Origin of the sequence: Pseudomonas sp. G166 (assembly GCF_037027455.2) — a bacterium.
GTDB lineage: Bacteria > Pseudomonadota > Gammaproteobacteria > Pseudomonadales > Pseudomonadaceae > Aquipseudomonas.
On sequence record NZ_CP146985.1, the window covers coordinates 2,314,079 to 2,339,905 of the forward strand.

Sequence of the window (25,827 nt, forward strand, 5' to 3'; positions counted from 1 at the left end):
GTTGCGATGCGCTGGGTGTGTATTCTTTTCCCGCAATTGGCGCTGGACGCCGCGCTGCGTCAGCGTCCCGATCCCGAACAGCCCCTGGCTTTGTTGAGCGGCCCGGCCCAGCGCCGGGTGTTGCAAGCGGTGAACGCGCCGGCACGGGCCCTGGGCTTGCGTCCCGGCCAGACCATGACCGCCGCCCAGGCCTTGAGCAAAGGCTTTGCCACCGCCGAATACGACGCGGCGCAGATCGAACACTGGCAACAGTTCCTGGCAGCCTGGGCCTACCGTTTCAGTTCCCAGGTCAGCGTGCATTATCCGCGTACGCTGCTGTTCGAGATCGAGTCGAGCCTGGGCCTGTTCGGGCCCTGGCCGGTGTTCGAGGCGCGCCTGCGGGCCGAGCTGACCGAGCTGGGCTTTCGGCATCGCATCGTTGCAGCGCCCAATCCGGTGGCGGCGCGGGTGTTGGCCAATGCCTATGACGCTTTGGTGGTGCCCGACGCCGAGACCCTGCAACAGTACCTGGGGCACATGCCCGTGGAGCGGATCGGCCTGGAACCCGACGTCGCCACGGCGTTGTCGCGCATGGGCCTGCGCCGCCTGAGCCAGGTCCAGGCTTTGCCCCGCCATACCCTGGCACGGCGCTTCGAAGCCCAGGTGCTCAAGCACCTCGACGCGTTGACCGGCAGTCGCAGCCTGGCGCTGTCGTTCTATTTGCCGCCGGACCGTTTCGATGTGCGCATCGAACTCAACTACGACGTCCAGTCCCACCAGGCGTTGCTGTTCCCGTTGCGCCGGTTGACCGGTGATCTGTCGGCCTTCCTGTGCGGTCGCGACAGCGGCGTGCAGCGCTTTGACCTGCATTTGGAGCATGCCGGGTTACCGGACACGCTGATCAAGGTCGGCCTGCTCAGCGCCGAACGGGATCCGTCGATGCTCTTCGAACTGGCCCGTGGCCGCTTGGAGCAGGTGCAGGTCGCGGCACCGGTGCGCGGCTTTCGCTTGTGTGCCGAAGACTTGCCAAGTTTCGTGCCTCAGCGCTTGGAGCTGTTCGATGAGCGTCCGCAACAGACCTTGCCCTGGGAGCAACTGCGCGAGCGCTTGCGGGCGCGACTGGGGGATGACGCGGTGCAGGGCCTGGGGTTTCGCGACGATCATCGGCCGGAGTGCGCCTGGCAGATGACCCCCCAGCCCCCGCCCCAGGCCTGTCCGGTGCGCGCCGGCGTGCAGCGTCCCGGCTGGCTGCTCGGTGAGCCCCAAGCGTTGCCGGAAGGCCACACGCGTATCCTCATGGGGCCGGAGCGCATCGAGACCGGTTGGTGGGACGGCGCCGACGTGCGCCGCGATTACTACCTGATCGAAACCCGCACCGGGCAACGCGGCTGGGCCTATCGACCGGTGGGCGAAGGCGGGCCGCTGTGGCTGCAGGGCTGGTTCGCATGAGCGTCGACTATGCCGAGCTGCATTGCCTGTCGAACTTCAGCTTCCAACGTGGCGCCTCCAGCGCCCTGGAGTTGTGCCGGCGAGCCAAGGAGCAGGGTTATCAGGCCCTGGCAATCACCGACGAATGCACCCTGGCCGGAATCGTCCGGGCCTGGCAGGCGGCCAAGGAACTGGAGCTGCAACTGATCGTCGGCAGCGAGATCCAGGTCGAAAACGGTCCGAAACTGGTGTTGCTGGTGGAGAATCTGGAGGGCTATCAAGCTTTGTGCCGGCTGATCACCCGCGCCCGGCGACGCAGCGAGAAAGGTCGCTATCGCATCGTGCGCGAGGACTTCGCTGAGCCCTTGCCGGGATTGCTGGTGTTGTGGGTAGCCGAGGGCAAAGACGCCGAGGAGCACGGGCGGTGGCTCCAATCGATTTTTGCCGAATGCCTGTGGCTGACAGTCCAGTTGCACTGCGGGCAGGACGACCGTCGTCGGTTGGCAGACTCACTGGTGCTGGCCGAGCGCTTGGGTCTTCCAGCCGTGGCCAGTGGCGATGTGCACATGCACGTGCGTGGTCGTCGTGCCTTGCAAGACACCATGACCGCCATCCGCCACCACGTCACAGTGGCCGAGGCCGGCCAGCGCCTGCACCCCAACGGTGAGCGCCACTTGCGCAGCCGCAAGGATCTGGCCGATCTCTACCCGCGGGCCTTGCTCGACGAAACCCTGAACATCGCCCGGCGTTGTACCTTTGACCTCGGCCAACTGCGCTATCAATACCCCCGTGAACTGGTGCCCGAGGGACATGATCCGGCGTCCTGGCTGCGGGTACTGACCGAGCGTGGCATGCGTGAACGCTGGGCGGACTGTGTGGAAGAGAAGGTCCGGCGGCAAATCAACGATGAATTGGAGCTGATCGCCGAACTGGGCTACGACAGTTATTTCCTCACCGTGCAGGACGTCGTCAACTTCGCCCGCAGCCGAAAAATCCTTTGTCAGGGACGTGGTTCGGCGGCGAACTCGGCGGTGTGTTACGCCTTGGGCATCACCGAAATCGATCCGAGTCGTACCAACCTGCTGTTCGAGCGATTCCTGTCCCGGGAGCGCAACGAGCCGCCGGACATCGACGTCGATTTCGAACACGAGCGTCGCGAGGAAGTGCTGCAGTACGTGTTCCAGCGCTACGGTCGCCATCGTGCGGCCTTGACGGCGGTGGTCAGCAGTTATCACGGCGCCGGGGCGGTGCGCGATGTCGCCAAGGCCCTGGGCCTGCCGCCGGATCAGGTCAACGCCCTGGCCGATTGCTGTGGCCGCTGGAGTGACGAGGCGCCGCCGGTGGAGCGCTTGCGTGAAGGCGGCTTCGACCCGGACAGCCCGGTGTTGCGCCGGGTATTGAGCCTGACCCAGCAACTGATCGGCTTCCCACGGCACTTGTCCCAGCACCCTGGCGGTTTCGTGATTTCCGAACAACCCCTGGACACCCTGGTGCCGGTGGAAAACGCCGCCATGGCCGAGCGCACCATCATCCAGTGGGACAAGGACGACCTGGATGCGGTGGGCTTGCTCAAGGTGGACATCCTGGCCCTGGGCATGCTCAGTGCGATTCGCCGGTGTTTCGATTTGATCGAGCGCTACCGGGGCGAGCGCTATGCCCTGGCGTCGTTGCCCAAGGAGGATCGGGCGACCTACGAAATGATCAGTCGCGCCGACACCATCGGTGTGTTCCAGATCGAATCCCGGGCGCAGATGTCGATGTTGCCTCGTTTGAGACCCAAGACCTTCTACGATTTGGTCATCGAAGTGGCGATCGTGCGGCCCGGGCCGATCCAGGGTGGGATGGTGCACCCGTACCTGCGACGCAGAAACAAAGAAGAGGCGGTGACTTATCCCTCTGAAGCGCTGGAAAAAGTGCTCGAGCGCACCTTGGGTGTGCCCTTGTTTCAAGAGCAGGTCATGCAGATCGCTATCGTCGCGGCCGATTACACCCCCGGCGAAGCCGACCAGTTGCGGCGCTCCATGGCCGCCTGGAAGCGTCACGGCGGCTTGGAACCCCACCGGGAGCGTCTGGCCGCCGGGATGAAGAAAAACGGCTACACCGCTGAATTCGCTGCGCAGATTTTCGAACAGATCAAGGGCTTCGGCAATTACGGTTTCCCCGAATCCCACGCCGCCAGTTTTGCCTTGCTGACCTACGCCAGCAGCTGGCTCAAGTGCCACGAACCGGCAGCGTTCGCCTGTGCCCTGATCAACAGTTGGCCCATGGGTTTTTATAGCCCGGACCAGATTCTCCAGGACGCCCGCAGGCATCAATTGCAGATCCGTCCGGTGGACGTGCGCGCCAGCGACTGGGATTGCAGCCTCGAACTTCTGGAAGGCCGCCAACCTGCGATCCGCATGGGCCTGCGTCTGGTCAAGGGCTTTCGCGAAGAGGATGCCCGGCGTATCGAAGCGGCCCGCCGGCAGCGGGTTTTCAGTGATGTGGCCGACTTGGGCGAGCGCGCGCAACTCGATGCCCGGGCCCAGGCGCAACTGGCCGATGCCGGGGCCTTGCAGGGGTTGGCCGGTGATCGCCACCGTGCCCGTTGGGAAGTGGCCGGGGTGCAGAAACAACTGGGTTTGTTCGCCGGTCTGCCCAGCCAGGAAGAACCGCCCATAGACCTGCCAAGGCCCACGGTGGGAGAAAACCTGTTCGCCGATTACGCCACGCTCGGCACGACATTGGGGCCCCATCCGTTGGCCTTGCTGCGTCCCGAACTGCGCGCCCGCCGTTGCCGCAGTTCACGGGAACTGCAGGAGGTGGAACATGGCCGCAACGTCAGCGTCGCCGGGCTGGTCACTGGCCGCCAACGCCCGGGCACGGCCAGCGGTGTGACGTTTGTCACCCTGGAGGATGAATTCGGCAACCTCAACGTGGTGGTCTGGCGCGACCTGGCCGAACGCCAACGCAAAACCCTGGTGGGCGCGCAATTGCTCAGGGTCGACGGGCGCTGGGAAAGCGTCGGCGAGGTCCGCCACCTGATCGCCGGGCGCTTGAGTGACTTGAGCGAATTGCTGGCGGGTATCAATGTTCGCAGTCGTGATTTCCACTAACTCTGGTAGCCATACCGCAACCCCTCGCCACAAATAAATCCTCATCACAGACAAATCCCTTGGCAACAGAATAAGGGCCCCAGTCCTGACAAGTTGTCGTCATGGCCCCCCCATGAAACCAAACGCTAACGCAACGCTCGAAGCTCTGAGCGCAAGGCACTCGTGGTATACCAGTTCCCTGCAAGCATTTTTGAGGTTCAGAGTCGACCCATGCAGTTCTTATCCCAGAATCACGGCTGTCCCGGTTGGGGCGGTGAGATGGCCGGGCGTATCCGGGCGTTTGATTGGAGCCAGACCGAACTGGGCGCTATCGAGCACTGGTCCGCCAGTTTGCGCAACGCTGTCCAGATGCTGCTGGCTTCACCCCTGCCGATGGTCATGCTGTGGGGGCGCCAGGGCTTCATGATCTACAACGATGCTTATGCCGAGTTCGCTGGCGGTCGTCATCCGTACCTGCTGGGGTGTGCAGTGGAGTTGGGCTGGCCGGAAGTGGCCGAGTTCAATCGCCATGTCCTGGACGTCTGCCTGGCCGGTGGCACCTTGTCCTATCGCAGCAAGGAGTTGGTGCTGCTACGCAACGGCAAGCCCGAAGATGTCTGGATGGACCTCTATTACAGCCCGGTGCCTGGTGAAGACCAATCCCCAGCGGGTGTGTTGGCGGTGGTGGTGGAGACCACCGAGCATGTGTTGACCGAGCGGGCCCGGCAAGCAGCCGAGCGCAGTTACCGCGCCGTCAATGAGCGTATCCAGCTGGCCCTCTCGGCCGGGCCCTTGCTGGGATCGTTTGTCTGGGATATCCAGGCCGACACACTGTCCGGCGATGAGCGTTTCGCCCGGACCTTCAATTACCCGCCAGACGCTCCACTGGACGCACTGCCGATCGAGATCGCCCGCCAGAGCATCCATCCGGATGACCTGGAGGAGGTGAACCAGCGGGTCGAACTGACCTTGCGTACGGGCACCCCCTACAGCGCTGAATATCGGGTGCGTCGCCTGGGCGGGGATTACCTTTGGGTACAGGCCAGCGGACGGTGTGAGTTCGATGCGTTGGGCAAACCCCTGCGTTTCCCGGGGGTACTGATTGACATCAACGAACGCAAGACCGCCGAAGCATCGCTGCTCAAATTCACCCGCGACCTGGAACAGCGCGTTGCCGACGAGGTGCAAGCACGGCTGACGGCCGAAGAGCAGTTGCGCCAGTCGCAGAAACTCGAGGCCATCGGTGGTCTCACCGGCGGTGTGGCCCATGACTTCAACAACCTGCTGCAAGTAATTTCCGGCAACCTGCACTTGCTGGCCCGCCACGAGCGGGACAATGCCAACGTGCAACGGCGGGTCAGTGCCTCCCTTGAAGCCGTGGAGCGTGGCGCCAAGTTGTCATCGCAACTGCTGGCCTTTGCCCGCCGCCAGCCGCTGTCACCGGCGGTCTACAACCCACGGCGCATCTACGACGGCTTGGGCGAATTGCTGCAACGGGCCCTGGGTGAAACCATCCAGATCGAAATGACTTTGCCCGATGAACCCTGGTGCATCCATGTTGATCGCAATCAATTGGAAAACGCCCTGTTGAACCTGGCGATCAATGCTCGTGATGCCATGGGCGGCGAGGGCACCATCGGCCTGATTGGCGAGAATATCGTGCTCGATGAGTCGTCCTGTGTCGGCAAGGGCATCCTGGCGGGCGACTATGTGCGATTGTCAGTGATCGATCGCGGCGCAGGCATGCCGCCCGATGTCCTGAATCAGGTATTCGAGCCGTTTTTCACCACCAAGACTGACGGCCAGGGCACTGGGCTGGGGCTGAGCATGGTGTTCGGGTTCGTCAAGCAGAGCGGCGGCCATATCGAGATTTCCAGCAGCCTGGGGGAGGGCACGCGGGCGCAGATGTATTTCCCCCGCAGTCTCCAGCCAGAAGCCGGTGAAGAGACGCAACACGACCCGCTCCAGCTGGGTGGGCACGAGACTATTCTAGTGGTGGAGGACAACGAAGAGGTGCGCAGTGCCTCGGTGGAGTTGCTCGAGCAGTCCGGTTACCGGACCCTCACCGCCGCCAATGGCGACGAGGCCATGAAACTGCTACTGGAGGGCGCCTTGGTGGATCTGATCTTTACCGATGTGGTCATGCCCGGGTTGATCAAGAGCTCCGACCTGGCCGCCTGGGCCAAGGTGCAGTCTCCACCGGTACCGGTGCTGTTTACCTCGGGCCACACCCGGGACATCATCTCCCGCAACCACCAATTGAGCCCCGACACCCATTTGCTGAGCAAACCCTACGGCCCGGACGCGCTGACCCGGATGGTGAGAACCGTGCTGGGGCGTTGAGCGCGTCAGCGTAAACAAATGGAACCGAAGCCGTTGCGTCACCTTCGAATGACAAGACCGGTCATCCATCCGGCCCTGCCATGAACGAGGTGCCTATGAACGACGATCCTGCAAACACCCAGCAACAAGGCCAGACACAAGACCCGACCCCACGCAACGATCCGGCCATCGATCCCCAGGTACCGACCACTTCGGCCGGCACCCAGCCCGTCAGCCCCGCCGGTACGGACCAGGCCCAGAGCGCCGACAGTGAGGTCGATCAGAAGCATCATCATCAAGACAATGACAATACCTTCAGCCCCGGCTTCAAGCCTGATCCGGACCGGCCAAAATCCGATGACAGCACTGACGCTGATATCGACACAGACGGTGGCTAGCCGTTAACCGAATCGTGGAAACATTGAGTACGCCCCGTCCAGATCGATGAGGCCCCTGGGCGGATGGGGATGGAGCAATTTTTCTGCGGCGCCTCAGCGCTTGCCTTTCCAGCGATCCAGGGCAATCAGTACCAGCGACACCCCCACGAATCCCAGCAGCACCATCACCGCGTTGATGAACACCCGTGGATAACCCAGTGTGTCCACTTCGATAAAGGGATAGGGGTAGGAGCCGACAAAGTGACCACGCACCAGGGCATAGATGAAATAGGCCAGTGGATAGATCAGCCATGGCCAGACATCCCGCCATTGCAAGGTGCCCTTGGGCACGCAGAACCACCAATAGATCACAAACAGTATGGGCATCACGTCATGCAGCAATTCATCCGCCACCCATTGCAGACCCTGGGGGTTCCAGATATTGCGCAACAACAGGTTGTACGCCAGCCCGACCAGCACAATGGCAGCGGCTACACCGCCCTGGACTGTGGGTTTGAGAAAGAACCGCCGCAGCGCCGAATCTCCTGAGGTGGCCGCGCAGGTCAGCACCACGGCCACCAGGATATTGGTCAGCACCGTAAAGTAACTGAAGAAGATGTCGACTCCGCCCAGCAGGCTCTTGTCGCCCTGCCAGCGCGAAGTCAGGATCAGGTAGAGCTGGAGGATCAATGCGAACCATCCCAGCAGTGCGGCGATTTTCACCGCAATCCCACCAGCGCTTTGCGTTAACACCTGTTCATCGCTCATGACTTGGCTCCTGCTGCGCGGCGCCTGCGACTGCAAAGCCCAAGCGGTTGGCGCTTAAGCAGGAGCGTCTGTTGAGCAAGACCCTAGGAGAGCGCGGTACAAGATTCTACTGTCAGAAATGACAGTGCCGACGAGCGGTCGACGTGCCGCTTGCCGCTACGTGACGAACCCGAAAACAGGCGACTCGAGAGTGCTGGCGCTTCGGCGGATGCGGGTGACTGGAGGTGTTGTTAAACCTTGAACAAGGCCATCTTCAGGGAGACGGCCTTATTCGGTACTTCAGGATTACTTGCTTGGGTGAGCCGCCTGAAGTTTCTTGGCCGCTTCCAAGTGATGCTCCAGGTCCGGCAGCATCTTCTGGGCGAACGCCTTCAGTTCGGTATTGCCAGCTTTTTTATCGTCGGTGACGGTACCGGCTTCTTTCTTGAACAGGGCAATGGTTTCTTCGTGAGCCTTGACCTGGTTGTTGGCATAGGCTGCATCGAAGGACTCGTCCCGCAGGTCGAGGATTTTTTCCTTGGCCTTCTTCATCAGCGTGGTGTCGTCTGGCACTTCGATGTCGTGTTTTTTCGCCAGCGCTTTCAACTCTTCATTGGCCTTGGTGTGATCGGTGATCATCTTATTGGCGAACTCTTTGATGTCCGCCGAAGCGCTTTTTTCCAGGGCCAGTTTGCTGGTTTCGATTTCCGCGATGCCACCGGCTGCCGCGTTGTCGACGAAGTCGTTGGAAGTCGCGGCCCAGGCCACGCCCATGCTGGTGCTCAGAACAACTGCCAGGCCGAGTTGACGCAAGGTAAATCCGTCCATTGATAAGTCTCCACACAGGTTGAAAGAGCGATTCGTTTCGTCTCTGTTCAATGGAGAGCGGCGCGCCGGCAAAGGTTTGATTGGAAGATATCCCGTTACGACGAACGGTCACCGCTGGTCGGATTGGCGGTCGACAGAACCCCGTCAACGAGGCCATTCTGATAATCGACGAGCGCCGTAAAGGCGTCTGCCACCGACCCACTGAAGGAGGTGTTCCATGCCGGTGTCCCACGATTTGTGCCAGGATCTCAACTGCACAAAAGACCATATCCAGCAAAAGCGCAGCGAGGATCCACGGCTCGATTCGTTACTTCAAAAATATTCCCAACTTGATGCCGAGGTGGTCGACGCCGAAAAACCATCATCGGCGGCGCTGTCCGACGATGCCCTGGAGACACTCAAGAAGAAACGCTTGCTGATCAAAGATGAGATCGCGGAGAAATTGAGGTAGCCGTCAGGCTGGCCTGCTTGTGAGGGGCCCTTCATGACGGGCCCTGGACTATGGCGATGCCGATGATTCTGTGGCGTGGGCGCAAGCGCCCTCGCCACAATGAGTTTTACAACACCATTCGAACATCCATCAGGTCAGCGGATCCCAGCGCTGGGACCAGTCGCTGCCGGCCTTGACGATCTCGCGCAGCACTTCGAACGCCTGCTGCAGCGCCGCTGAATCGCGGTCCCGGGAATAGACCAGGTAGGTCGGATAATTGAACTCCGGTGCCTTGGGCACTCGCTCCAGAATGCCGCTGTCCAGGTAACTCTGCACGACACGAGTGCGGAAGTAGCCGCTGCCGCCATTCTCCAGGATGTACTGCAAGGCCAGGGGGCCGAGGTTGAAGGTCACGGCGGCCTTGGCCTTTTCCGGTAGCGCGGTGTCGTGCTGGCGCCGGAAGTCGGCGCTCCAGTCGATGTACACGTAGGGTTCGGGACGGGTGGCCAGGCGCACCAGGATGAGCTTTTCTTCCAACAGCTGTTCTACTTGCAGGCGCGGCCAATATTCGGGCTGGTACACCACCGCCGCATCCAGCAGGCCCAGTTCCAGCTGTTGCAGCAGCTTTTCACCGTCGCGGATGTCCATGCGCAGGGCATGGCCGGGGATCTTCTGGCGCAGCTCGCCGGCCCAGGCGAGCATCAAGGGGTTGCACAGGCTGACCTCGCCACCGAGGTGCAAAACATTGCGGTAGCCCTCAGGTAACGGCAGGTCTCGGCGGGCCGCTTCCCAGGTTTGCACAAGTTGATTGGCGTAGATCACAAAGGCTTCGCCATCGGCGGTCAACCGCGCACCGGCGCGGTTGCGCACGAACAGCGCGCAGCCGAGCTGGCTTTCAAGCTTCTGCACCCGCGCGGTAATCGCTGTCTGGGTGACGTGCAGCTTGTCGGCCGCGGCGGCGAGGCTGCCGTGGCGGACGATTTCCAGGAAGGTGCGAGCGAGGTCGATGTCCATGGTCAGGCCGATGCGGGGGAAGCGGGCATTGTAAGAGCTGCCAGGCCTCCCCGATACCGGGAATCATGGAATGGCTTGCGCTTCAGCCACTCGCGCCCAAGGGGCGATCAGGCGCTCGGGTGTGCGGCAGGCCTTGTGCTTGAGCACAAAGCTGCGGCACTTCTGGGCGAAGCCATGGCGATTGTCCACCATATCGCGGCGCATCTGCGCCAGTTCGCCGTCGCGACACGCCTGGATCGCCGGCAGGCTGCGTTCGGCCTTGCGAACCCGAAGGGTTTCATAGGCTGGATCGAGCAGCGCGCTGTTGGCCCGTTGCAACAGCCATAGGCCGAACTCGTCAGGACAACGTGGCCCGATCTCCTGGACCATGCCGTAGCGCAACGCCTGCAGGGCGCTGATGGGCAGGCAGTCTTGGGTGAGTTTCCACGCCTGGTCCGGGCCGACCGCCCGGGGCAGGCTGTAGGTCCAGTACTCGGAGCCATACAGGCCCATGGTTGCGTAATGGGGGTTGAGCACGATGTCACTGCGCGCCAGCACGATATCGGCCGCCAGGGCCAGCATGACCCCGCCAGCCCCGGCGTTGCCCGTCAGGCCACTGACCACCAGTTGCCGGGCGCTGAACAACTCAAGACAGACGTCATCGATGGCCTGGATGTTGGCCCAGGCTTCCAGGCCGGGATCGGTGGCGGCCTGGATCACGTTCAGGTGCACGCCGTTGGAAAAGCTGCCGCGTCCACCGCGAATCAACAGCACCTGGGTGTCCCGGGACTTGGCCCAGCGCAGCGCCTGCACCAGACGCTGGCATTGCTCGGTGCTCATCGCGCCGTTATAGAATTCGAACGTCAGTTCCCCCACATGGCCGCATTCGCGGTAGCGAATGGGCTGATAGGCCTCATCGCTGAACGGATGCCGGGCCAGGGAGCTGTCGAGCACCGGCACTCCGTTGAGTCGCTGTGAGAGCACATGGCGTGCCGGTTGCTTGAAGGTCTGTTCGCCGGATTGCGGCTTGTGGCGCAGGGCGCCGATCCACAGGCTTGCATCACCGGTCGCGACTAACACCGCATCGTCACGCACGGCCAGCAATTCGCCGGGCAGGCCGCGGCGTACATCTGGATGGGCGTCGTACAGGTAAAACTGGCCACCGGCCAGGCTTGCGAGCACACCGGGCTGGCCGTCGGCGGCGTCGATGCAGCGCTTGATGAAACTCGTGCTGTCGTGCCAGCTGAAGGTGCGATCGTCTTGGGTCATGTTCGGTTGCAGGCGCCCGATCACCTCATGACGGCTGTAATCCAGCGGCACCGGGACGAAGCCGGCACGGAATTTTTCCACCACTTCGCGAATGCAGCGGATGGCCGCGTCGCTGACCGGGCCGTTATACAGCTCCGATTTGCGCAGGCCTTCGGGCAGGTTGAACTCGCAGGTGGCCCACACGGGCCCGGCGTCCATTTCCTCCACCGCCTGCAACGCCGTGACGCCCCAGCGTTCGGGTTGTCGAGTGATGGCCCAGTCCAGGGCACTGGCCCCGCGATCGCCGACGATCCCCGGATGAATGATCACCACCGGACGCCGAGGATTGCGCCACAGTTGCTCAGGCACGCGGTCCTTGAGAAATGGGCAGATCACCAGGTCAGCGTTGCTCTCTTCGATTTGCTGGCAGACCGTGGCTGGGTCGGTGAACAACACCACGCTGGGGCGATAACCGGCCTCGCGCAGGTCCAGCCAGGCGCGTTGGGTCAGGCCATTGAACGCGGTCGATAGCAGAATGATCTTCAGTGCGGGCATGAAAGTCTCTTCCTTGAGATGAGCGGGCGCAGGCTCCCGATGAGCCGTCCCTGGCTTTGATGGAGGCGCTAAGTTAGCGGTTGTGGGGCAAGCGGCTACTGACGAGGGTCAAGGTTGTGTGTGCAGGGCGAAATCCCTGGAGGGCAGAAACACGAATCCCGCCACGGGGGCGGGATTCGTTTGCAGCCAGAAGGCTGGCGAAGAGCGCGAGCGCTGTCTCAGCCAGGGAACAGCTCGGACAGTTTCATGGCCAGCATCATGTCGCCTTCGGCGCGCAGCTTGCCGCCCATGAACGCTTGCATGCCGTCGGTGCTGCCGTCGACGATGCCTTGCAGGGTCTCGCCGTCCATCACCAGGGTCACCTGTGCGTCCGGGTTTTCACCTTCCAGCAGTTCGCAGGTCTTGTCCTTGACGATCAGCGAGAAGTTCTTGGTATCGTCGATGCGGAAACCGAATACCAGGTCCAGGCCGGCAGCGGCGTCTGGGTTGAACTTGGCTTTCATGGCTTGTACGGCGTCGGCTACGGAGGTCATGGTTTCGATCCTTATTTGGGTGATACAGCAAGGGTCTACAGTAATCCGGACTCAGCGAAAGGTGATGAGGTCCGGGGCCTTCAGCAGTTGCAAGTGGGCATGACTGTTGAAGGAAGCCAGGGCCACCTCGCGGCCCCTGAATTTCAGGTGGTTGAGCGAGGTGTTGACGATTTGCCAGTTCAGTTCGAAGGCCTGTCGGGCCGGTATTCGGGTGATCAGGTGGAGCAGGGCGGTGATGGTGCCGCCGGAGGTGAACACGGCGATTTTCTGGGTGTTGTCGGCTTGTTCCAGGATGCGCTGCAGGCCGGCCTGGACCCGCTCGACAAAACCCAGCCAGCTTTCCAGCCCGGGTGGGTCGTACTGGCCGCTGAGCCAGCGCTCGACGATCAGTGCGAAGATGCGTTGGAACTCGGCGCGGTTCTGCGCGGCGTTGCGCAGGATCTCCAGGGCTTCGGGTTCCTGGGGGAGCATGTCTGGCAGCAGGGCGCGGATCACCGCATCGGCATCGAACTCGTTGAACGCAGAGTCGATTTCCAGCCCGGGGACCGGCAGCCCGGCAGCGGACATCTGGCCTAGCGCGCCGTTGGCGGTATCCTGTTGGCGACGCAGGTCGCCCGAGAGGCAGCGATCGAACACGACACCGAGCTCCGCCAGGTGGCTGCCGAGCACTTGCGCCTGGCGCACCCCATTGGGCGAAAGGACATCGTAGTCGTCCGCACCAAAGGAGGCCTGGCCATGTCGAATCAGATAGATGCTGCCCACGTCCGCGTCATCCCGGTACGTTGAAGGTTTGGCGAGGTTATGAGGAAGGCGGTGAGCTGTCAATGAAAAAACATACGCTTGTTTGAAATGCCCGTTACAGCCTGTGGCGAGGGCGCTTGCCGCCGCTGAGTGTGCTGTGGGCATTGCAAGGCGCGCCAAGGTAACCGCAGGTTTCATGGCTGGCCGCGAGGCAGGCGCATGGGTATGCTGGGAGCGTTAAGTGCCGGCGTTTGCGCGGCGTTTTTGAATTGACTAGGAGCCATTGTGGAGTTCTTCATCGAATACGCCAGTTTTCTGGCCAAGACCGTGACGCTGGTGATCGCCATTCTGGTGGTGCTGGCCAGTTTTGCTGCGCTGCGCAGCAAGGGGCGGCGCAAGGCGGCCGGCCAGTTACAGGTGAGCAAACTCAACGATTTCTACAAAGGCCTGCGCGAGCGCCTGGAGCAGACACTGCTGGACAAGGACCAGCTCAAGGCCCTGCGCAAGACAGAAGGCAAGGCTGAAAAGGCCGAGAAGAAGCAGAAGGGCAAGCCGGCGACCAAGCCGCGAGTGTTCGTGCTGGATTTCGACGGCGACATCAAGGCTTCGGCCACCGAAAGCCTGCGTCATGAAATCACTGCCCTGCTGACCCTGGCGACGCCGAAGGATGAAGTGGTGCTGCGCCTGGAAAGCGGCGGCGGCATGGTCCATAGCTACGGCCTGGCTTCGTCGCAACTGGCACGGATCCGCCAGGCCGGCGTGCCGTTGACTGTATGCATCGACAAGGTCGCGGCCAGCGGCGGCTACATGATGGCGTGCATTGGCGAGAAGATCATCAGCGCACCGTTCGCCATTCTTGGCTCCATCGGTGTCGTCGCACAGTTGCCCAACGTCAATCGCCTGCTGAAGAAGCACGACATCGATTTCGAAGTGCTGACGGCGGGTGAATACAAACGCACCTTGACGGTATTTGGCGAAAACACCGAGAAGGGCCGGGAGAAATTCCAGGAAGACCTGGATATCACCCATGAGTTGTTCAAGAACTTCGTCTCCAATTACCGTCCGCAACTGGCCATCGATGAAGTGGCGACCGGTGAAGTCTGGCTAGGTGTCGCGGCACTGGGCAAGGGGCTGGTGGACGAACTGAAAACCAGCGACGAATACCTTGCCGAACGAGCCAAAGGCGCCGAGCTGTATCACCTGCACTACGCCGAACGCAAAAGCCTGCAGGAACGCATCGGCATGGCGGCCAGTGGTTCGGTGGACCGCGTCTTGCTGAGTTGGTGGAGCCGCCTGACCCAGCAGCGGTTCTGGTAACGGCTAACCCCTCTGTGGGAGCGAGCCTGCTCCCACAAGGGAATTGGACATGTACATGGATTCTGTGACCATCGGAGATCCCCTGTGGGAGCGAGCTTGCTCGCGATGACGGCGCCACATCCACATTGATGCCAGCTGCCCCCCATCGCGAGCAAGCTCGCTCCCACATTGGTTTCGAAGTGGTTGCGGGATTTCGACATAATTCATGCCCCAATAAAAAAGCCCTGAACCGGTACAACCCGGGTCAGGGCTTTTTTCATGTCTCAGGTTTCAGCGACGACGAAACAGCGGCAGCGGCTCGTCGGTGGCAGCCTGGTAAGTCACCGAAAAGTCCTTGAGGCTTTCGAGGGCTTCATAGGGGTCTTTGTCGGCCCGCAAGGCAAAGGCGTCGAAACCACAGCGGCGCATGTAGAACAGCTGGTCGCGCAGCACATCGCCAATTGCCCGCAATTCACCCTTGAAACCGTAGCGATCACGCAACAGGCGAGCGTTGGAATAGCTGCGCCCGTCGGTAAAGGCCGGGAAGTTCAGGGCTATGACCTGCAACTGGTTGGCGTCATCACCAATCTCTTCCGCTTCTTCGTCGGCGTCCAGCCACACACCCAGGCCACCGTCGCGGGCCTTGAGCGCGTGAGCATGGTCGCGCCACAAGGCCAGGGGCACGATCAGGTCGTCGCAGTTGGAGATGCCATCGAAGGTCGCGTCCTTGGGCAACAGGTGCCAGGTTTCGTCGATGACCTCGTTGTTCTTAATGATTCGCTGCATAGACGCGTTCCTTGAAGAGGTCGATGCCAATACGTTGATAAGTGTCGATGAAGCGCTCGTCTTCGGTACGTTGTTCGATGTACACGTCGATCAGCTTCTCGATCACGTCAGGCATGTCGTCCTGGGCAAAGGACGGGCCGAGGATCTTGCCCAGGCTGGCGTCACGGCTACCGCTGCCGCCCAGGGAGACCTGGTAGAACTCTTCGCCTTTCTTGTCCACGCCCAGGATGCCGATGTGGCCAACGTGGTGGTGACCACAGGCGTTCATGCAACCGGAAATGTTCAGGTCCAGCTCGCCGATGTCGAACAAGTAGTCCAGGTCGTCGAAACGACGCTGGATCGATTCGGCGATAGGGATCGACTTGGCGTTGGCCAGGGAGCAGAAATCGCCGCCTGGGCAGCAGATCATGTCGGTCAACAGGCCGATGTTCGGGGTAGCGAAACCTTGTTCGCGCAATTCGCCCCACAAGGTGAACAACTGGCTCTGTTCAACGTCCGCCAGGATGATGTTCTGTTCGTGGGAAGTGCGCAGCTGACCGAAACTGTAGCGCTCGGCCAAGTCGGCCACGGCATCCAGTTGCTTGTCGGTGATGTCGCCCGGGGCGACGCCGGTCGGCTTCAGGGACAGGGTCACTGCGACATAGCCTGGCTTCTTGTGGGCCAGGGTATTGCGGGTGCGCCAGCGGGCGAAGCCTGGATGCTCTTTGTCGAGCGCCGCCAGTTCGGCGTCCTGATTGCTCAGGGCCTTGTAGGCGGGGTCGACGAAGTGCTTGGCCACACGATGGACTTCGGCTTCGGTCAGGGTGGTCTGGCCGCCGCGCAGGTGAGCCATTTCGGCCTCGACCTTCTCGGCGAACACTTCAGGCGTAAGGGCCTTGACCAGGATCTTGATCCGCGCCTTGTACTTGTTGTCACGACGGCCATAGCGGTTGTACACCCGCAGGATGGCGTCGAGGTAACTCAGCAGGTCCTGCCAGGGCAAGAACTCATTGATGAACGCGCCGACCACCGGCGTACGGCCGAGGCCGCCACCCACCAGCACACGGAAGCCCAGCTCGCCGGCGGCGTTGTAGACCGTCTCCAGGCCGATGTCATGGACTTCGATGGCGGCACGGTCCGAGGTCGAGCCATTGATGGCGATCTTGAACTTGCGCGGCAGGTAGGCGAATTCCGGGTGGAAAGTGGTCCACTGGCGGACGATCTCGCACCATGGTCGTGGGTCGATCAGCTCATCGGCCGCGACCCCGGCAAATTGATCGGTGGTGACGTTGCGCAGGCAGTTGCCGCTGGTCTGGATCGCGTGCATCTGCACGGTGGCCAGTTCAGCCAGGATCTCAGGCACATCTTCCAGGGCCGGCCAGTTGTACTGGACGTTCTGCCGGGTACTGATGTGGGCGTAGCCCTTGTCATAGTCGCGGGCAATCTGGGCCAGCTTGCGCACCTGGCGCGAAGTCAGTTGGCCATAAGGCACGGCCACGCGCAGCATCGGGGCGAAGCGCTGGATATACAGGCCATTCTGCAAGCGCAGAGGGCGGAATTCTTCTTCGCTCAGCTCGCCTGCCAGATAGCGTCGGGTCTGATCACGGAACTGCTTTACGCGGTCCTCGATGATCCGCTGATCGTACTCGTCATATACGTACATATAAGTCTCGTTCTCAGGCTTGGGCCGACTCAGAAACAGCTGCGTGTTGGCTCGCTGAAATCGGATTCTGCCTCGGCAATTCTGCGCGCACGGCCGCGCACTCCTAGAGGAGCCGGTGCAAGATACCTGTTTTGAGTTATGCGCAAAAGTGATGTTTGAGTATATGTAAAGAACCAAAACGACTAATGAGATTGATTATTGCCTAACCCACATTTGTCGTGCGGGCAATCATCGTCTTAACTGTGGTCGAGTCCCGATGCAATCACCTACAAAACCGACAAGAGGCGATGCAATGAGCAATCCGACCAAAGCAAGGAAAAGCGACAGTACTGTTGATGCCTGGGCCATTTTGTTCCTGATTATTCTGGTGGTGGGCACCGCAGTGTTCTGGGTCAGTCATCAATAACGTCGAGCCGCCGCAGGCCACATGAAGCTCTCGAGTTCATGTGCCCGTTCGCCACCCGGGTCGTTATACTGGGTGGCGTATTATTTGGGGCGGGCGGGATGTCGAAGTTTATCTGCAGGCTACTGGCGTGGTTATGCCTGTCATTCTGGGCACAGGCCCAGGCCGCTCATACGGTTTCCTCTTCGACCGGCGCTTTGGCTGCCAGGTCGGCTGCTCCTTCGGTGGTATTTCTCAACCCGGGGTATTCCACGGAGCCTTTCTGGGTCAGCTATACCGAGTTCATGCAAGCGGCGGCAAGCGAGCTGGGCCTGCGGCTGCGTGTGGAATATGCCGAGCGCGATCCCCAGCTCATGATCCGCCTGGCGCGCGAGGCGGTTACGGCGACTGATCGTCCGGACTATCTGGTGTTGGTCAATGAGCAGTATGTCGCCCCGCGAATCCTGCAATTGGCGCAGGGCAGTGGGATCAAGCTATTCCTGGTGAACAACACGTTGACCAGCGATCAGAGTCACCTGCTGACCGAGAACGGTGCCCTGCCTTCCGAGCTGCTCGGTAGCCTGGTGCCCAACGATGAGCGCAGTGGCTACCTGATGCTCAAGGAACTGTTGCGTCAACACGGGCCGCTGGCACCTGGGCAGACCCTTGATTTGCTGGCATTTTCCGGGAAAAAGCTCACCCCTTCGGCGCAGCTGCGTGAGAAAGGCCTGCTTCGGGCACTGGCCGAGTATCCGCAAGTGCGTCTGCGCCAGTTGGTCTATGGCGAATGGAATCGTGAACGGGCTTATGAGCAGGCGAGCCAATTGGTCAAACGCTATCCGCAGACCGCGCTGGTCTGGTCCGCCAATGATGAAATGGCCCTGGGTGCCATACGAGCGTTCGAGGAAGCAGGGCGCCAGCCAGGCAAGGATGTATTGTTCAGTGCAATGAACAGCTCCAGGCCGGCGCTTGAGGCACGTATCGACGGGCGCTTGAGCGTTCTGTTCACTGGGCATTTCAGCCTGGGCGGCTGGGCCATGGTCATGCTCCATGATCATGCCCAGGGCGTCGACCTCGCGCGTCATGGCGGCTACAACCAGCAGCTCGATCTGATGCAGTCGCTCGACCCGGCCCAGGCTCGCGCCTGGTTGAAAATGGATCCCGCCAAGGACTATCGCTTGGGCTTCAAGCGCTTCAGCCTGGTGTCCCACCCGGATGGCGAGCGTTATGCCTTCTCGCTCGATGGGCTGGGGCGTCGCTAGCCTCAGTCCGGATTGCAGGCAAGCTGTCCATAATGATCTGTGGGTACTGAGTGTTCACACACCCGCAAAGTACAACACCAAATTAACGATCCCATACAACGTCAACCCGAAAATCACCGTAAACAGGATGCCGAGGATCACGAAGTGACTCGGCTTGCCGTGGGTAAAGTCCCGGGCGCGGTTTTTTCCGCTTTGCACGCCAAAGGCCGCCGCTCCCACGCTGTGCAGCATTTGCCAGAGGGTTGGCGCCTTATTTTCGGTTGGTTCGTCCATGATGCTCTCCATACACAAGGTCATGTGTGGAGAGCATAGTCAATCGCGCCGAACTTAGCTGTCGTATCCCAGGTTCGGCGACAGCCAGCGCTCCGTCACGCTCAGGTCCTGGCCCTTGCGGGCGGTGTAGCTCTGGACCTGATCCTTGTCGATCTTGCCCACGGCAAAGTACTGCGCCTGGGGATGGGCGAAGTACCAACCGCTGACCGCCGCCGCCGGGAACATGGCGTAGTGTTCGGTCAGGAATACGCCGCTGCGTCCGGCCTTCAGTTCGCTGGCTTCGGGGTCGAGCAGGCGGAACAGGGTGGCTTTCTCGGTATGGTCCGGGCAGGCCGGGTAGCCGGGGGCAGGGCGGATGCCGGTGTATTGCTCCTTGATCAAGGCGTCGTTGTCCAGGCTTTCGTCCTGGGCGTAGCCCCAATACTCTTTGCGTACCTGCTGGTGTAGCCACTCGGCGCAGGCTTCGGCCAGGCGGTCGGCCAGAGCCTTGACCATGATCGAGTTGTAGTCGTCGCCAGCCTCTTGGTAAGCCTTGGCGACTTCTTCGGCACCGATGCCGGCGGTGGTGATGAAACCGCCGACGTAGTCGGTCACGCCGCTGTCTTTGGGGGCAACGAAGTCGGCCAGGGAGAAGTTCGGCTTGCCGTCGGTCTTGATGATCTGCTGGCGCAGGTGATGCAGGCGGGCCAGCGGCTTGCCGTCGTCGCCGTAGACTTCCAGGTCGTCGTCATGCACCTGGTTGGCCGGCCAGAAGCCAAACACGGCGCGGGCGCTGATGAGTTTCTCGTCGATCAGCTTGCGCAACATCGCCCGGGCATCGGCGTACAGCGCGGTGGCCGCTTCGCCGACCACTTCGTCGGTGAGGATGCGCGGGAACTTGCCGGCCAGGTCCCAGGAAATGAAGAACGGCGTCCAGTCGATGTATTCGGCCAGGACGTTGAGGTCAATGTTGTCCAGCACCTTGGCGCCGGTAAAGGTCGGCTTGACCGGCTGGTAGCTGCTCCAGTCGAACTGCGGCTTCTTGGCCACGGCGGCGGGGTAGCTCAGGCGCTCGGTGCGGGCACTGCGGTTGGCGGTGCGTTCGCGCACGTCCATGTATTCCAGGCGGGTCTTCTCGACGAACGCCGGCTTGAGTTCCTTGGACAGCAACTGCGTGGCCACGCCCACGGCGCGGGAGGCGTCGGTGACGTAGATCACCGCGTCGTTGCTGTATTTGGGCTCGATCTTCACCGCCGTGTGGGCCTTGGAGGTCGTCGCGCCGCCGATCATCAGTGGCAGGTGGAAGTCCTGGCGCTGCATCTCGCGCGCCACATGCACCATCTCATCCAGGGATGGGGTGATCAGGCCGGACAGGCCGATGATGTCGCACTTCTGCTCCTTGGCCACCTGCAGGATTTTCTCCGCCGGGACCATCACGCCCAGGTCGACAATGTCATAGCCGTTGCAACCGAGCACCACGCCGACGATATTCTTGCCGATGTCATGGACGTCGCCCTTGACCGTGGCCATGAGGATCTTTCCTTTGGCCTCTGGCTTGTCGCCTTTCTCCGCCTCGATGAACGGAATCAGGTGGGCCACGGCCTGTTTCATCACCCGGGCGGATTTCACCACCTGGGGCAGGAACATTTTGCCGGCGCCGAACAGGTCGCCGACGATGTTCATGCCGGCCATCAGCGGGCCTTCGATGACCTCGATCGGACGGGCGAAGGACTGGCGCGACTCTTCGGTGTCTTCGACGATGTGCGTGGTGATGCCCTTGACCAGTGCATGTTCCAGGCGCTTGTTCACTTCCCAACCGCGCCATTCCTCGGTTTCCGCTTCCTTGACGCTGCCGTCGCCCTTGTACTTGTCGGCGATGGCGAGGAGGGCGTCGGTGCCTTCGGGGGTGCGGTTGAGGATCACGTCCTCCACGGCATCGCGCAGCTCCACCGGGATCTGGTCGTAGATCTCCAGTTGGCCGGCGTTGACGATGCCCATGGTCAGGCCCGCGCGGATCGCATAGAGCAGGAACACCGAGTGGATCGCTTCGCGCACCGGGTTGTTGCCGCGGAACGAGAACGACACGTTGGACACGCCGCCGGAAGTCAGCGCGTACGGCAGTTCGTCGCGGATGTAGGCGCAGGCGTTGATGAAGTCCACGGCATAGTTGTTGTGCTCTTCGATACCGGTGGCGACGGCGAAGATGTTCGGGTCGAAGATGATGTCTTCCGGTGGGAAGCCGACTTCATTGACCAGGATGTCGTAGGAGCGCTTGCAGATTTCCTTCTTGCGCGCCTCGGTGTCGGCCTGGCCGGCTTCGTCGAAGGCCATCACCACCACGGCGGCGCCGTAGCGCTTGCACAGTTTGGCGTGGTGGATGAACTGCTCGACGCCTTCCTTCATGCTGATGGAGTTGACGATGCCCTTGCCCTGGATGCACTTGAGGCCGGCTTCGATCACTTCCCATTTCGACGAGTCGATCATGATCGGTACGCGGGAGATGTCCGGTTCGCCGGCGATCAGATTGAGGAAGGTCACCATGGCCTTCTTCGAGTCGAGCATGCCCTCGTCCATGTTGATGTCGATCACCTGCGCGCCGGCCTCGACCTGTTGCAGGGCCACTTCCAGGGCTTCGGTGTAGTTGTCCTCGCGGATCAGCCGGGCGAACTTGGCGGAACCGGTGATGTTGGTCCGCTCGCCGACGTTGACGAACAACGAGCTGCGATCGATGGTGAACGGTTCCAGGCCCGACAGGCGGCACGCCCGGGGGATCTCTGGAATCTGCCGCGGTGCGTAGCCGGCCACGGCCTTGGCGATGGCTTCGATGTGCGCCGGGGTGGTGCCGCAGCAGCCGCCGACGATGTTCAGGAAGCCGCTCTGGGCGAACTCCTCGATGACTTTGGCGGTCTGGGCGGGCAATTCGTCGTATTCACCGAACTCGTTGGGCAGGCCGGCGTTCGGGTGGGCCGAGACGTGGGTGCTGGCCTTGTTCGACAGCTCTTCCAGGTACGGGCGCAATTCGCTGGCGCCCAGGGCGCAGTTCAAGCCCACGGAGATTGGCTTGGCGTGGGCCACGGAGTTCCAGAAGGCTTCGGTGGTCTGCCCGGACAGGGTACGGCCGGACGCATCGGTGATGGTGCCGGAGATCATGATCGGCAGTTCGACGCCCAGCTCTTCGTAAACCCCTTGTACGGCGAAAATCGCCGCCTTGGCGTTCAGTGTGTCGAAAATGGTTTCGATCAGGATCAGGTCGGCACCGCCTTCGATCAGGCCCTTGGTGGCCTCGGTGTAGTTCTCCACCAGTTCGTCGAAGGTCACATTGCGGTAACCGGGGTTGTTCACGTCCGGCGACAGTGAGCAGGTGCGGCTGGTCGGGCCGAGCACGCCGGCGACGAAGCGCGGCTTGTCCGGGGTCTCCAGGGTCTTGGCGTCGGCCACTTTACGGGCCAGGCGCGCGCCTTCCAGGTTCAGCTCGTAGGCCAGGCCCTGCATGCCGTAGTCGGCCTGGGACACTTGGGTGGCGTTGAAGGTGTTGGTTTCCAGGATGTCGGCGCCGGCATCCAGGTAGGCTTTTTCGATGGCGCCGATCACGTCGGGACGGCTCAAGACCAGCAAGTCGTTGTTGCCCTTGACGTCGCTCGGCCAGTCGGCGAAACGCTTGCCCCGGTAGTCCTGCTCCTCGAGCTTGTAGCTCTGGATCATCGTGCCCATGCCACCGTCAAGGATCAGGATGCGTTCCTTGAGAGCTTGCTGGAGAAGATAGAGGCGAGCGCTGCGATCGGACATAGGACTACCTGGGGAAAAAGACCATTACGAAGGCCGGAATGATAACAAACCTGTGTGGGATTTGAGCGTGGGTGGCTTTTGCATGAATATCGCTCATGTTTGCAAGGCGATGCTGGCCCGGTAGAATCGCCGGACTATCTCTTAGGGACCCGAGACATGCCGTACCGCGTCTTATTCGGCAGTCTGTTGCTGTCGTTGTCTTTTAGCGCAGCCGCCGGGAATCCCATTCCGGCGATCTCCTACACCCGCGACATCCAGCCGATCTTCACGGAAAAGTGCGTGGCCTGTCATGCCTGCTACGACTCCGCCTGCCAATTGAACCTGGGCAGTGCTGAGGGCGCGACCCGCGGCGCGAGCAAGTTGTCGGTATACGACGGCGAACGCCACCAGGCTGCTGCCCCGACCCGCTTGTTCTATGACGCTTCTGGCCCGCAGGCCTGGCAGCGCAAGGGTTTCTATTCCGTGCTCGATGCCCAGGGTAGCCAGGCCGCACTGATGGCGCGGATGCTTGAACTGGGGCATCGCACGCCGCTGCAGCCTAACGCCAAGCTGCCGGAAGACATCGTGCTCGGGCTCAACCGGGATAACAGTTGCCCGATGCCCGGGCAATTCGACGAATATGCTGCTGCGCATCCCAAGGAAGGCATGCCCCTGGCCGTTACCGGCCTGACTGACCAGCAATACCAGACGTTGCAGCGCTGGCTGGCGGCCGGCGCGCCCATCGATCAGCAAGCCCTGGCCCCGAGTGCCGCCGAAGCTTTGCAGGTGGTGCAGTGGGAGAGTCTGCTCAACGCCCCCGGTGCCCGGGAAAGCCTGGTGGGCCGCTGGTTGTTCGAGCACTGGTTTCTGGCGCACATCTATTTCAAGGATGGCGAGCCGGGGCATTTCTTCCAATGGGTGCGTTCGCGCACGCCCACCGGTCAGCCGATCGACCTGATCAACACCCGTCGCCCGAACGACGATCCCGGCACCCGTGTGTATTACCGGCTCTGGCCGGTGCAAGGGGTGATCGTGCACAAGACCCATATCACCTATGGCTTGAGCGCGGCGAAGATGGCGCGGATCAAAAGCCTGTTCTACAGCGGTAAATGGCAAGTCACCGCGTTGCCGGGCTATGGGCCGGAGCGGCGAGCCAACCCGTTTTCCACCTTCGAGGCGATCCCGGCCCAGGCCCGCTATCAGTTCATGCTCGATAACGCCGAGTATTTCGTGCGCACGTTCATCCGTGGCCCGGTGTGCCGCGGTCAGATCGCCACGGACGTGATCCGCGACAACTTCTGGGCGCTGTTCCAGGCCCCCGAGCATGACCTGTACATCACCGACCCGAACTACCGCGGCCAGGCCACGCCGCTGCTGGCGATGCCGGGGCAGAACGACGACGTGGGCAGTGTCGTCAGCCTGTGGCTCGACTATCGTGACAAGCGCAACGAGTACGAAGCCTTGCGTCGCGACGTCTACGCCGATGCGCCAGCGCCGAGCTGGTCGACGCTGTGGGCCGGGAATGACAACGCGTTGCTGAGCATTTTCCGCCACTTCGACAGTGCTTCGGTCAACAAAGGCCTGATCGGCGAAGTACCGCAGACGATGTGGCTGTTCGACTTCCCGTTGTTGGAACGCACCTACTATCAGTTGGCGGTGAACTTCGATGTGTTCGGCAACGTGTCCCACCAGGCCCAGACCCGGCTGTACTTCGACCTGATCCGCAACGGCGCGGAGCAGAATTTCCTGCGCCTGATGCCGGCCGATTCCCGCGAGGGCTATCTCGACGACTGGTACCAGTCCGGTGGCAAGTTCAAGATGTGGCTCGATTACGAGGCCATCGACGACGACAAGCCGACCGCGCTCAAGCTGGATGAACGTGACCCCAAGCGTGATTTTGCCGAGCAATTGCTGGCCCGCTATGGCGATCTGAATGCGCGGCCCGATCCGATCAATCGTTGCGCCGGTGCCTATTGCTCGCGGCCGAACATCGACCCGGCCCTGCAGAACGCCGAACAGGCCCTCAGTCGCCTGGTGTCGCGGCCGGCGGCGGGGCTCAGGGTGATCGACCAGTTGCCGGAAGCGACCATGCTGCGCATCGAAACCGCCGGCGGTCGGCGTGAGGTCTACAGCCTGTTGCGCAACCGTGCCCACAGCAACGTCGCGTTTCTGTTGGGTGAAGCGCTGCGTTACCAGCCGGGGCTGGATACGTTGACGGTGTATCCGGGGGTGATGAGCAGCTACCCGAACTTCATCTTCAACATCCCCGCCGGCCAGGTGTCGGCGTTTGTCGATGCCATGGAGAACGCCCAGGACGCCGCGGCGTTCGAGCGGATCGTCGAGCGTTGGGGGATTCGTCGCAGCCACCCGCAGTTCTGGGACTACTTCCATGATCTGGACCGTTATATCCAGGAAACGGAGCCTCTGGAGGCCGGTGTGCTGGACATGAATCGCTACCAGAACCTCTGATCGGGAGCCCCGGCGACGGAACCCGTCGCCGTTGGCTGCTTTCCCGACAAAAATACTGGGACTTTGTCCGGCGCGTTGATTGGCGTAAACTGCCGGCAAGCCTGCGAGGAGTTCCCATGACCGCTATTACGATTACCGATGCCGCCCACGATTACCTGGCTGACCTGCTCTCCAAGCAGAACACCCCGGGTATCGGGATCCGCATCTTCATCACCCAGCCCGGCACCCAGTACGCTGAAACTTGCATTGCCTACTGCAAGCCGGGGGAAGAGAAAGCCGAAGACACTGCGTTGGGGCTCAAGAGCTTCACCGCCTACATCGACTCGTTCAGCGAAGCGTTCCTGGACGATGCGGTGGTCGATTACGCCACCGACCGTATGGGCGGCCAGTTGACCATCAAGGCGCCGAACGCCAAGGTGCCGATGGTCAATGCCGACAGCCCGGTCAACGAGCGCATCAATTACTACCTGCAAACCGAAATCAACCCGGGGCTGGCCAGCCACGGCGGCCAGGTTTCGCTGATCGACGTGGTGGAAGACGGCATCGCCGTGCTCCAGTTCGGCGGCGGCTGCCAGGGCTGCGGCCAGGCTGACGTGACCCTGAAGGAAGGTATCGAGCGCACCTTGCTCGAGCGCATTCCGGAACTCAAGGGCGTGCGCGACGTGACCGACCACACGCAGAAAGAAAACGCCTACTACTGATAGGTGTTCGCTGCGGA

Annotated in this window: 19 protein-coding genes; 9 read left to right on the forward strand and 10 right to left on the reverse strand. The window is 61.7% G+C overall.

Annotation, left to right across the window (positions count from 1 at the left end; genetic code table 11):
* Positions 1–6 precede the first annotated feature (6 nt).
* The 4 genes from SGN16_RS10425 to SGN16_RS10440 all read left to right on the forward strand — a co-directional run bounded on the left by SGN16_RS10425 (position 7) and on the right by SGN16_RS10440 (position 7,201).
* Entirely contained in the window at positions 7–1,428 is a 1,422-nt protein-coding gene (locus tag SGN16_RS10425) for a DNA polymerase Y family protein (protein ID WP_210643849.1), read from the forward strand.
* Positions 1,425–4,502 carry an error-prone DNA polymerase gene (locus SGN16_RS10430; protein WP_335943943.1) on the forward strand — a complete coding sequence of 1,026 codons (3,078 nt, stop codon included), beginning with the start codon at positions 1,425–1,427 and terminating at the stop codon, positions 4,500–4,502. The genes SGN16_RS10425 and SGN16_RS10430 overlap by 4 nt, the downstream gene beginning before the upstream one ends.
* A 210-nt stretch (positions 4,503–4,712) precedes the next feature.
* A complete protein-coding gene (locus tag SGN16_RS10435) occupies positions 4,713–6,824 on the forward strand; it encodes an ATP-binding protein (RefSeq protein WP_335943944.1) in 2,112 nt (703 codons plus the stop codon).
* 95 nt (positions 6,825–6,919) lie between these two features.
* Positions 6,920–7,201, forward strand: coding sequence for a hypothetical protein (locus tag SGN16_RS10440; RefSeq protein WP_210643856.1), 282 nt, complete (start codon positions 6,920–6,922; stop codon positions 7,199–7,201).
* A gap of 93 nt (positions 7,202–7,294) precedes the next feature.
* On the opposite strand, the gene SGN16_RS10445 is transcribed toward SGN16_RS10440, so the two are convergent.
* Together SGN16_RS10445 and SGN16_RS10450 are read right to left on the reverse strand one after the other, a co-directional pair.
* Positions 7,295–7,948: a Pr6Pr family membrane protein gene (locus SGN16_RS10445; protein WP_335943945.1), complete on the reverse strand. Its 654-nt coding sequence runs from the start codon at positions 7,946–7,948 to the stop codon at positions 7,295–7,297.
* Between the two features lie 285 nt (positions 7,949–8,233).
* Positions 8,234–8,755 carry a DUF4142 domain-containing protein gene (locus SGN16_RS10450; RefSeq protein ID WP_210643860.1) on the reverse strand — a complete coding sequence of 174 codons (522 nt, stop codon included), beginning with the start codon at positions 8,753–8,755 and terminating at the stop codon, positions 8,234–8,236.
* Positions 8,756–8,972: 217 nt separating this feature from the next.
* On the opposite strand from SGN16_RS10450, the gene SGN16_RS10455 reads away from it, so the two are divergent.
* The gene (locus tag SGN16_RS10455; protein ID WP_335943946.1) at positions 8,973–9,206 is read left to right on the forward strand and encodes a DUF465 domain-containing protein; all 234 of its coding nucleotides are present in this window, start codon (positions 8,973–8,975) and stop codon (positions 9,204–9,206) included.
* A gap of 129 nt (positions 9,207–9,335) precedes the next feature.
* Here the strand turns inward: SGN16_RS10455 and SGN16_RS10460 are convergent, their stop codons facing one another.
* The 4 genes from SGN16_RS10460 to SGN16_RS10475 form a co-directional block, all read right to left on the reverse strand.
* The gene (locus SGN16_RS10460) at positions 9,336–10,199 is read right to left on the reverse strand and encodes a LysR family transcriptional regulator (protein WP_335943947.1); all 864 of its coding nucleotides are present in this window, start codon (positions 10,197–10,199) and stop codon (positions 9,336–9,338) included.
* A 63-nt stretch (positions 10,200–10,262) separates the two neighbouring features.
* Positions 10,263–11,981, reverse strand: a complete 1,719-nt coding sequence (locus SGN16_RS10465) for a hydrogenase maturation protein (RefSeq protein WP_335943948.1) — start codon at positions 11,979–11,981, stop codon at positions 10,263–10,265.
* A gap of 218 nt (positions 11,982–12,199) precedes the next feature.
* Positions 12,200–12,514 carry an SCP2 sterol-binding domain-containing protein gene (locus SGN16_RS10470; RefSeq protein WP_210643867.1) on the reverse strand — a complete coding sequence of 105 codons (315 nt, stop codon included), beginning with the start codon at positions 12,512–12,514 and terminating at the stop codon, positions 12,200–12,202.
* Between the two features lie 51 nt (positions 12,515–12,565).
* The gene (locus tag SGN16_RS10475; RefSeq protein ID WP_335943949.1) at positions 12,566–13,276 is read right to left on the reverse strand and encodes a histidine phosphatase family protein; all 711 of its coding nucleotides are present in this window, start codon (positions 13,274–13,276) and stop codon (positions 12,566–12,568) included.
* 264 nt (positions 13,277–13,540) lie between these two features.
* Between SGN16_RS10475 and sohB the strand changes: the two genes are divergently transcribed.
* Positions 13,541–14,572, forward strand: coding sequence for a protease SohB (gene sohB / locus SGN16_RS10480; protein WP_335943950.1), 1,032 nt, complete (start codon positions 13,541–13,543; stop codon positions 14,570–14,572).
* 270 nt (positions 14,573–14,842) lie between these two features.
* On the opposite strand, the gene SGN16_RS10485 is transcribed toward sohB, so the two are convergent.
* Together SGN16_RS10485 and SGN16_RS10490 are read right to left on the reverse strand one after the other, a co-directional pair.
* Positions 14,843–15,337, reverse strand: coding sequence for a DUF934 domain-containing protein (locus tag SGN16_RS10485; protein WP_053121484.1), 495 nt, complete (start codon positions 15,335–15,337; stop codon positions 14,843–14,845).
* Complete coding sequence (locus tag SGN16_RS10490) at positions 15,321–16,979, reverse strand: nitrite/sulfite reductase (protein ID WP_210643873.1); 1,659 nt, start codon at positions 16,977–16,979, stop codon at positions 15,321–15,323. Before SGN16_RS10490 ends, SGN16_RS10485 begins: the two co-directional genes overlap by 17 nt.
* A 504-nt stretch (positions 16,980–17,483) precedes the next feature.
* On the opposite strand from SGN16_RS10490, the gene SGN16_RS10495 reads away from it, so the two are divergent.
* On the forward strand, positions 17,484–18,623 hold the full coding sequence (locus tag SGN16_RS10495) for an ABC transporter substrate-binding protein (RefSeq protein ID WP_335943951.1): 1,140 nt from the start codon (positions 17,484–17,486) through the stop codon (positions 18,621–18,623).
* Positions 18,624–18,677: 54 nt separating this feature from the next.
* Here the strand turns inward: SGN16_RS10495 and SGN16_RS10500 are convergent, their stop codons facing one another.
* Together SGN16_RS10500 and metH are read right to left on the reverse strand one after the other, a co-directional pair.
* Positions 18,678–18,896, reverse strand: coding sequence for a DUF2970 domain-containing protein (locus SGN16_RS10500; protein ID WP_135844707.1), 219 nt, complete (start codon positions 18,894–18,896; stop codon positions 18,678–18,680).
* 54 nt (positions 18,897–18,950) lie between these two features.
* Positions 18,951–22,661 (reverse strand): methionine synthase, encoded by a 3,711-nt coding sequence (gene metH, locus SGN16_RS10505; RefSeq protein WP_210643877.1) that lies wholly within the window; start codon positions 22,659–22,661, stop codon positions 18,951–18,953.
* 156 nt (positions 22,662–22,817) lie between these two features.
* Here metH and SGN16_RS10510 point away from each other — a divergent pair, with 156 nt between their 5' ends.
* Entirely contained in the window at positions 22,818–25,109 is a 2,292-nt protein-coding gene (locus SGN16_RS10510) for a fatty acid cis/trans isomerase (RefSeq protein WP_335943952.1), read from the forward strand.
* 116 nt (positions 25,110–25,225) lie between these two features.
* On the forward strand, positions 25,226–25,810 hold the full coding sequence (nfuA, locus tag SGN16_RS10515; protein WP_109751793.1) for a Fe-S biogenesis protein NfuA: 585 nt from the start codon (positions 25,226–25,228) through the stop codon (positions 25,808–25,810).
* The last annotated feature ends 17 nt before the right edge of the window (positions 25,811–25,827 follow it).

Bases quoted from the DNA above. Each gene is read 5' to 3' on its own strand.
- SGN16_RS10510 (WP_335943952.1), top strand. From the start codon at position 22,818: ATGCCGTACCGCGTCTTATTCGGCAGTCTGTTGCTGTCGTTGTCTTTT.
- SGN16_RS10465 (WP_335943948.1), bottom strand. From the start codon at position 11,981: ATGCCCGCACTGAAGATCATTCTGCTATCGACCGCGTTCAATGGCCTG.
- SGN16_RS10500 (WP_135844707.1), bottom strand. From the start codon at position 18,896: ATGGACGAACCAACCGAAAATAAGGCGCCAACCCTCTGGCAAATGCTG.
- SGN16_RS10450 (WP_210643860.1), bottom strand. From the start codon at position 8,755: ATGGACGGATTTACCTTGCGTCAACTCGGCCTGGCAGTTGTTCTGAGC.
- SGN16_RS10425 (WP_210643849.1), top strand. From the start codon at position 7: ATGCGCTGGGTGTGTATTCTTTTCCCGCAATTGGCGCTGGACGCCGCG.
- SGN16_RS10470 (WP_210643867.1), bottom strand. From the start codon at position 12,514: ATGACCTCCGTAGCCGACGCCGTACAAGCCATGAAAGCCAAGTTCAAC.
- SGN16_RS10485 (WP_053121484.1), bottom strand. From the start codon at position 15,337: ATGCAGCGAATCATTAAGAACAACGAGGTCATCGACGAAACCTGGCAC.
- SGN16_RS10495 (WP_335943951.1), top strand. From the start codon at position 17,484: ATGTCGAAGTTTATCTGCAGGCTACTGGCGTGGTTATGCCTGTCATTC.
- SGN16_RS10460 (WP_335943947.1), bottom strand. From the start codon at position 10,199: ATGGACATCGACCTCGCTCGCACCTTCCTGGAAATCGTCCGCCACGGC.
- metH (WP_210643877.1), bottom strand. From the start codon at position 22,661: ATGTCCGATCGCAGCGCTCGCCTCTATCTTCTCCAGCAAGCTCTCAAG.
- nfuA (WP_109751793.1), top strand. From the start codon at position 25,226: ATGACCGCTATTACGATTACCGATGCCGCCCACGATTACCTGGCTGAC.
- SGN16_RS10445 (WP_335943945.1), bottom strand. From the start codon at position 7,948: ATGAGCGATGAACAGGTGTTAACGCAAAGCGCTGGTGGGATTGCGGTG.
- SGN16_RS10440 (WP_210643856.1), top strand. From the start codon at position 6,920: ATGAACGACGATCCTGCAAACACCCAGCAACAAGGCCAGACACAAGAC.
- SGN16_RS10455 (WP_335943946.1), top strand. From the start codon at position 8,973: ATGCCGGTGTCCCACGATTTGTGCCAGGATCTCAACTGCACAAAAGAC.
- SGN16_RS10435 (WP_335943944.1), top strand. From the start codon at position 4,713: ATGCAGTTCTTATCCCAGAATCACGGCTGTCCCGGTTGGGGCGGTGAG.
- SGN16_RS10430 (WP_335943943.1), top strand. From the start codon at position 1,425: ATGAGCGTCGACTATGCCGAGCTGCATTGCCTGTCGAACTTCAGCTTC.
- SGN16_RS10490 (WP_210643873.1), bottom strand. From the start codon at position 16,979: ATGTACGTATATGACGAGTACGATCAGCGGATCATCGAGGACCGCGTA.